At 37.6% G+C, this 6,674-nt stretch carries 6 protein-coding genes; all 6 read left to right on the forward strand.

The window, feature by feature from the left end; all coding sequences use genetic code 11:
- A partial coding sequence (pheA, locus tag B4H32_RS11505; RefSeq protein ID WP_286803165.1) for a prephenate dehydratase occupies positions 1 to 775 on the forward strand: 775 nt, incomplete at its 5' end.
- A gap of 132 nt (positions 776 to 907) precedes the next feature.
- Entirely contained in the window at positions 908 to 1,918 is a 1,011-nt protein-coding gene (locus B4H32_RS11510) for a DNA cytosine methyltransferase (RefSeq protein WP_262574476.1), read from the forward strand.
- A gap of 12 nt (positions 1,919 to 1,930) precedes the next feature.
- The gene (locus tag B4H32_RS11515; RefSeq protein WP_262574474.1) at positions 1,931 to 2,134 is read left to right on the forward strand and encodes a hypothetical protein; all 204 of its coding nucleotides are present in this window, start codon (positions 1,931 to 1,933) and stop codon (positions 2,132 to 2,134) included.
- A complete protein-coding gene (locus tag B4H32_RS11520) occupies positions 2,124 to 2,888 on the forward strand; it encodes an HNH endonuclease (RefSeq protein WP_262574472.1) in 765 nt (254 codons plus the stop codon). The genes B4H32_RS11515 and B4H32_RS11520 overlap by 11 nt, the downstream gene beginning before the upstream one ends.
- 151 nt (positions 2,889 to 3,039) lie before the next feature.
- On the forward strand, positions 3,040 to 4,065 hold the full coding sequence (dcm, locus tag B4H32_RS11525) for a DNA (cytosine-5-)-methyltransferase (protein WP_262574470.1): 1,026 nt from the start codon (positions 3,040 to 3,042) through the stop codon (positions 4,063 to 4,065).
- A gap of 82 nt (positions 4,066 to 4,147) precedes the next feature.
- Positions 4,148 to 6,412 (forward strand): bifunctional prephenate dehydrogenase/3-phosphoshikimate 1-carboxyvinyltransferase, encoded by a 2,265-nt coding sequence (locus tag B4H32_RS11530; RefSeq protein WP_286803169.1) that lies wholly within the window; start codon positions 4,148 to 4,150, stop codon positions 6,410 to 6,412.
- Positions 6,413 to 6,674: the final 262 nt, after the last annotated feature.

The following is a 6,674-nucleotide window of genomic DNA, read 5'->3' on the forward strand; positions in this document are numbered from 1 at the left end:
CTCCGCGGTACTGAAACATTTTGGTAATGATGCAGTGGTTCGTCCATTGCCAACCATTGATGAAGTGTTCCGTGAAGTGGAGGCGGGTAGTGCGCATTATGGCGTGGTTCCTGTTGAAAACTCATCAGAAGGAATTGTTAACCATACACTGGACTGTTTTAAGGCTTCTAGCCTGAATGTGATTGGTGAAGTTGAATTGCGTATTCATCATCAATTCCTTGTTTCTGAAAATACCCGTAAAGACAGCATTAAGCAGATTTATGCACATCAGCAAACCTTGGCGCAGTGCCGTAAATGGCTGGATGCGCATTATCCAGGCGTAGAGCGTGTTGCACTGAATTCAAATGCTGAAGCAGCACGCCGTATTCGTAATGAATGGCATTCTGCTGCGATTGCATCTGATATTGCAGCAAGCATGTACAATCTTGAGATTTTACATAGCAATATCGAAGATAACCCTGAAAATACCACTCGTTTCCTTGTGATTGGTCGTGAAAAGATTCCTCAAAGTGGTAATGATAAAACCTCTCTATTGATCTCTGCGCATGACCGTGCAGGTGCTTTGTTGGAGATTCTTGCGCCATTTGCCAAGCATAAAATTAGCTTGACCAGTATTGAAACTCGTCCAGCCTTGCCTGAAAAATGGGCCTATGTGTTCTTCATTGATCTGGAAGGGCATATTGATCAGGACAATGTGGCGGCTGCACTGGATGAAATTCGTCCAATGGTCAAAGAGTTACGTGTACTGGGTTCTTATCCAATCGCTGTTTTATAATTCTATTGTATACAGATATATCCTGAGCGTCTTAACTTGTCGTGATGAAAGTTGAAAGATCAACAATCATCTTGCTTTCAAGCTTATGCTTTTGGCACAATAGCGATGATTTTAAATTCAGGATGATTTTCAGTGATTGATGTTAAACCTACCGTTTTAGATTTATTTTGTGGTTGCGGTGGGTTATCACTTGGGTTTATACAAGCAGGTTATCGCATTATAGCAGGCATAGATACATGGCAAGATGCTTTAGATACCTTTGCATTTAATCATATTGATGCAAAAGCAATTCAGGCAGATTTATTCCACATCAGTCCACAAGAAATAAAGCAACAATATGATATAAATCATGTTGATGTCATTATTGGTGGTCCACCATGTCAAGGTTTTTCGATTGCAGGAAAACGCATGATTGATGATGAGCGTAATCAACTATATAAATCTTTTGTTGAATTTGTTGCACTTTATCAGCCTAAAGTTTTTTTAATGGAAAATGTACCAAATATTATTTCTATGGGTAAAGGGAGTATTAAAGAACAAATTATTCAAGATTTTGAAGCATTAGGTTATACCATTAATTATAAAGTTTTATTGGCTGCTGATTTTGGTGTACCACAAAATCGTAAACGAGCGTTTTTTGTAGGGTTAAAAAATGGTCAATTGTTTGATTTTCCTAAGCCTTTATTAAGTCAAGTTATTACCTGCCAAGAAGCGATTAGTGATTTATCTGAATCAAGTTTAGAGAATGGTGCAGATTATATGATTGAACCTCAATCTCATTTTCAGGCTCTTATGCGGAAAAATTCTAAAGGGGTTTATCAGCATCAAATTACAGAACATAATGAAAAAACCATTAATACCATTGCTTTAGTTCCTGATGGTGGAAATTATAAAGATTTACCACTAGAATTACAGGATACTCGAAAAGTTAATATTGCATGGACACGGCTTAATAGCCAAAAGCCAAGTTTTACTATTGATACGGGGCATCGACATCATTTTCATTATAGATTTAATCGAGTGCCGACTGTACGAGAAAGTGCAAGAATACAATCTTTGCCTGATGATTTTATCTTTTTAAAGACTAAAACTAGCCAATATAAACAAGTAGGTAATGCTGTTCCATCAATTTTGGCAAACTAAAAACTATCAGTTATGAGCAAAGAAATTTTTGATGATATTGTTTTAGGAGAAACTGGTACTTGGACACAAGTTTGTGAAAAATGTGCTGAAAAACATTCCAATTTAGGTTGTTTAGAAGAAATTCCTATAAACCTGATTTGTGGTGTTTTAGGTTGTAACAACGAAGCAAAATACTATTTGGATATTTACAAAGAGGAATTTGTTAATGAGAAATAATTGGACAAGAGACGAATTGATTTTAGCTTTTAATTTGTATTGCAAATTGCCGTATGGACAATTCAACAATAGAAATTCAGAGGTAAAAATCCTTGCCGATTTAATTGGAAGAACACCTGGTGCTGTTGCATATAAACTTGTGAACTTTGTAAGTCTTGACCCAAAACAAAAACTTTTAGGGAGAAAAGGAGCAACGAATATTGGGAAATTAGACAAAGAAATATTTCAAGAGTTTACAGAAAATTTTGACGATTTATTCTACAAAAGTGAAGATTTACTCTTATCAAAAATTGAAGAAAACAAACCGAAAACCCATATTGATAAATTGATTGACGAAAGAAAAAAAGGAGAATATAAAATTAGAAAAACGAAAGTCAGGATTAATCAAGATTATTTCAGAACGATTGTAATGTCAAATTATATAAATGGTTGTGGAGTTACAGGTATTTCAATTCCAGAACTGTTGGTAGCTTCTCATATTAAACCTTGGTCGAAAGATGAAAAGAATAGGTTAAACCCAAGTAATGGAATTTGTTTATCTGCAACATTTGACAAAGCATTTGATAAAGGTTTGATTACGATTAATAGTAGTTTTAAAGTATTATTTTCAAGTCAATTGAAGAAATATTTAAAGGAAGATTTTTACAAAAGCGAGTTTGAGCGATTTGAAAATTTGCGTATGAATTTACCAATAAAATTTTTGCCCAATGAAGAATTTTTACAATTTCATCAAGAAACTATTTTCTTAGGTTAAATTTTGTATGAGGGATAGAAGCTCGAGCCGAAGAGATATGCCTAAAAAGAAAAAATATTTTTAGCATTTAAAATCCAGTTAAGCAATTCAATTCAGGTAATCTGAAAATTGATAAAAATTTAGTTATTGAGCTTTATAAAACGTCAGAACAATGTATAGATTATTTGGAAATAGTAAGTTAAAAGTTACATCTCTTTTCTGTCACTGTAGTGGCATGGATTTAGGTGCATTAGGTAGCTTTTCATTTTTAAATAAAAAGTATGAAACATTAGGTACAGAAATTGTCTATGCTGTGGATAATGACCCCAATGCTATAAAAATTTATAATGATAACTTTGACCATCAAGCAGAGGTAAAAGATGTAAGAGATATTTTAGCGGTAGATTTACCTGAACACGATATATTGATAGGGGGATTTCCTTGTCAATCATTTTCTATTAGTGCTCAAAATCCACCGAGATTGGGCTATAAAGATGAGAAAGGCATGTTGTTTTTTGAGATGGTAAAAATATTATCTGTCAAAAAACCACGTTTTTTTATTGCAGAAAATGTTAAGGGGCTATTGTCTGCAAATAATAAACAAGCATTTCCAATGATTGTAAAAGAATTTGAACAAGCTGGTTATTATGTGAAGTTTAAGTTAATAAATTCTGCCCTATATGGGATTCCACAAAAAAGAGAACGTATATTTATTGTTGGTTTTAAAAAGTTTGAAGATTTTATGAGCTTTAACTTCCCTTTAGAGTTAAATGGCTTACAAAATGCTATACCAATTTCAAAGATTATTGATTTTGATGCAAATTATCAAGAAAAATGGTTTTTTAGTGAAAGAGCTGTTGAAGGAATGATGAAAGTTCGCCATAAAATGAATAAAGGACGTGGGCAAGATTTAAATCAACCTTGTAATACAATTAGTTCACATTTGGCAAAAGTAAGTTTAAATAGTACAGACCCTGTATTATTTTTAAATGGTAGATATAGACGCTTTACACCACGAGAAGCTGCAAGGATTCAATCTTTTCCTGAAACATTTAACTTGGATAGTGTGAGTGAAAATCGTCAATATCGAGCAATTGGTAATGCTGTACCTCCTGTATTAATGTGGCATGTATTAAAAGAAATTCTTGAAATCTCATCTTCTTGTATCACTAAGCCTGAAAGAGAACTGATAATTTAAATTCCAACGAAAGAAGCAAGATTTCAATGGAGACAATTGCTATACTTGTGTCAAAGATAGTATTACGGTTTGATGAAACGCAATGTCTCAAGCATCTGTTTCTAGAGTATTGTTTAAAAAAGTTGCATTTATTGGACTTGGGCTGATTGGGTCAAGTCTTGCGCGTGTGATTGTGGCGGAACAACTTGCGTCTGAAATTGCGGCTTCAACACGCTCAAAAAAAACATTGGAAGATGCCAAAGCACTCGGTCTAATTCAACATGGTTATACAAATCCTGAAGAAGCCGTTCAGGGTGCGGATTTAATTGTTTTGGCATTGCCTGTTCGTGCCACACAAAAAGTGTTGGAACAGATCAAGCCTTATCTTGCAGAGAATGTCATCATTACCGATGTGGGTAGTACCAAAGGCAATGTGGTGGATGCAGCGAAGGCAGTGTTTGGTGAACATCTGCCTGTTGGTTTTGTACCTGGGCATCCAATTGCAGGTGCGGAACATACAGGTGTACATGCAGGTAAAGTCGATTTATTTGCTAACCATAAAGTGATTCTAACGCCTTTGCCAAGTAGTGCAGATTGGGCGGTGCAGAAACTGATTCAGCTTTGGTCAGTCGCTAAAGCGGAAGTGATTTGTATGGATGTGTCGAAACATGATGAAGTGTTGGCACATACCAGTCATTTACCGCATTTGATGGCGTTCAACTTGGTTGAGCAACTGGCCAACCGTGAAGATAATCTGGATATTTTTCGCTATGCGGCGGGTGGTTTTCGGGATTTTTCTCGGATTGCGGCCAGTGATCCACAGATGTGGCATGACATTTTCTTTGCCAATAAAAACGCAATTCTCAATGCCGTTGCTGGCTTTGAGCAGCAACTTTCTGTTTTAAAGCAACTGATTGAAAATGAAGATTCTCAGGCGTTGATGGGGCTGCTTGGACATGCGCAAGCGGCACGCCAACACTTTAACCATATGTTAGCCAAAAAACCTTTGATGGAGAAAAACAAGGTGACACAGCAATTTACCATTTTACCAGGCAAGAAAACATTTACAGGTAAATTCACCGTGCCAGGTGATAAGTCAGTGTCACATCGCTCCGTCATGTTTGGGGCGATTGCTGAGGGTACAACCCATGTGACTGGCTTCCTTGAGGGTGAAGATGCGTTAGCAACTTTACAGGCATTCCGTGATATGGGGGTCAGCATCGAAGGCCCAAAAAATGGTGAGGTGACCATTCATGGCGTGGGCATGCAAGGTTTAAAAGCACCTGCCAGTGCCTTATATATGGGTAACTCAGGCACAAGTATGCGTCTGCTATCTGGTATGTTGTCAGCACAAAAGTTTGATTCGGTGATGACAGGTGATGCGTCATTGTCTAAACGTCCAATGGAACGTATTGCAAAACCATTACGTTTAATGGGTGCGCAAATTCAAACCACAGGTGAGAAAGGTACGCCGCCAGTCAGCATTACAGGCAGTCAAGCTTTAAAAGGTATTCAATACGATTTGCCAATGGCTTCGGCTCAAGTGAAATCAGGGATTTTACTGGCAGGTTTATGGGCTGAGGGTGAGACTTCTGTGACTGAACCAGAGCCGACCCGTGACCATACTGAGCGTATGTTGCGTGCCTTTGGTTATGAGGTGAAAACCGAGGGTAATAAAATCTCACTTATGGGTGGTGGTAAACTGGTTGGTACAGATATTCAGGTGCCATCAGACATTTCATCTGCTGCATTCTTTATGGTCGGTGCTGCGATTACCGAGGGTGCTGATGTGATCCTTGAAGCAGTGGGCATCAACCCAACTCGTACAGGTGTAATTGAAATCCTCAAGCAAATGGGTGCGGACATCAGTGTTGAAAATGAACGCATCGCTGGCGGTGAGCCGATTGCCGATATTCATATCAAGGGATCTAGTACACTCAAAGGTATTCACATGCCTGAAGATCAGGTACCTTTGGCGATTGATGAATTTCCTGCCTTGTTTATTGCGGCTGCCTGTGCGGAAGGTCAAACTGTTCTGACTGGCGCTGCTGAACTTCGCGTGAAAGAATCTGACCGTATTCAGGTGATGGCCGATGGCTTGAAAGTCATGGGTATTGATTGCACCCCAACTGAGGACGGCATTATCATTGAGGGTAAGGGTAAGTCTGGTGACTGGTCGGCAATTTTCACAGGTGGAGAAATTGAATCGCACCACGATCACCGTATTGCCATGAGTTTTAGTATTGCAGGGTTACGTACTTCGGGCGAAATCATCATTCACGGTACGGAAACAGTGGCAACCAGTTTCCCCACCTTTACCGAACTTGCCAATGCGGCAGGGCTAGATTTACAGGTTGTAGATCAATAAGTTAATCGGAAAATGCAGTGTCTGGCTTGCTCAAATGCTGCATTTCTTATTCGGTTATCAATAAAAACAGCTTGTTTATCATGATAATAAAACGTTTAAATAATAAAAATGTTGGGTTTGGATATGTACATATCTAATCAGGTCTAAATTTATCAATTTAGCAAAACAAGTAAGACAATTGGCTAATCAATTAAAGACAATTGTATATATACGACTTAGGCACTGTTATTTATAGACTTTTTGTGGTAGCAGATGATTTTTA

The organism is Acinetobacter sp. UBA2063, from assembly GCF_002333245.1.
Lineage (GTDB): Bacteria > Pseudomonadota > Gammaproteobacteria > Pseudomonadales > Moraxellaceae > Acinetobacter > Acinetobacter parvus.

Bases quoted from the DNA above. Each gene is read 5' to 3' on its own strand.
- B4H32_RS11515 (WP_262574474.1), top strand. From the start codon at position 1,931: ATGAGCAAAGAAATTTTTGATGATATTGTTTTAGGAGAAACTGGTACT.
- B4H32_RS11520 (WP_262574472.1), top strand. From the start codon at position 2,124: ATGAGAAATAATTGGACAAGAGACGAATTGATTTTAGCTTTTAATTTG.
- dcm (WP_262574470.1), top strand. From the start codon at position 3,040: ATGTATAGATTATTTGGAAATAGTAAGTTAAAAGTTACATCTCTTTTC.
- B4H32_RS11530 (WP_286803169.1), top strand. From the start codon at position 4,148: ATGTCTCAAGCATCTGTTTCTAGAGTATTGTTTAAAAAAGTTGCATTT.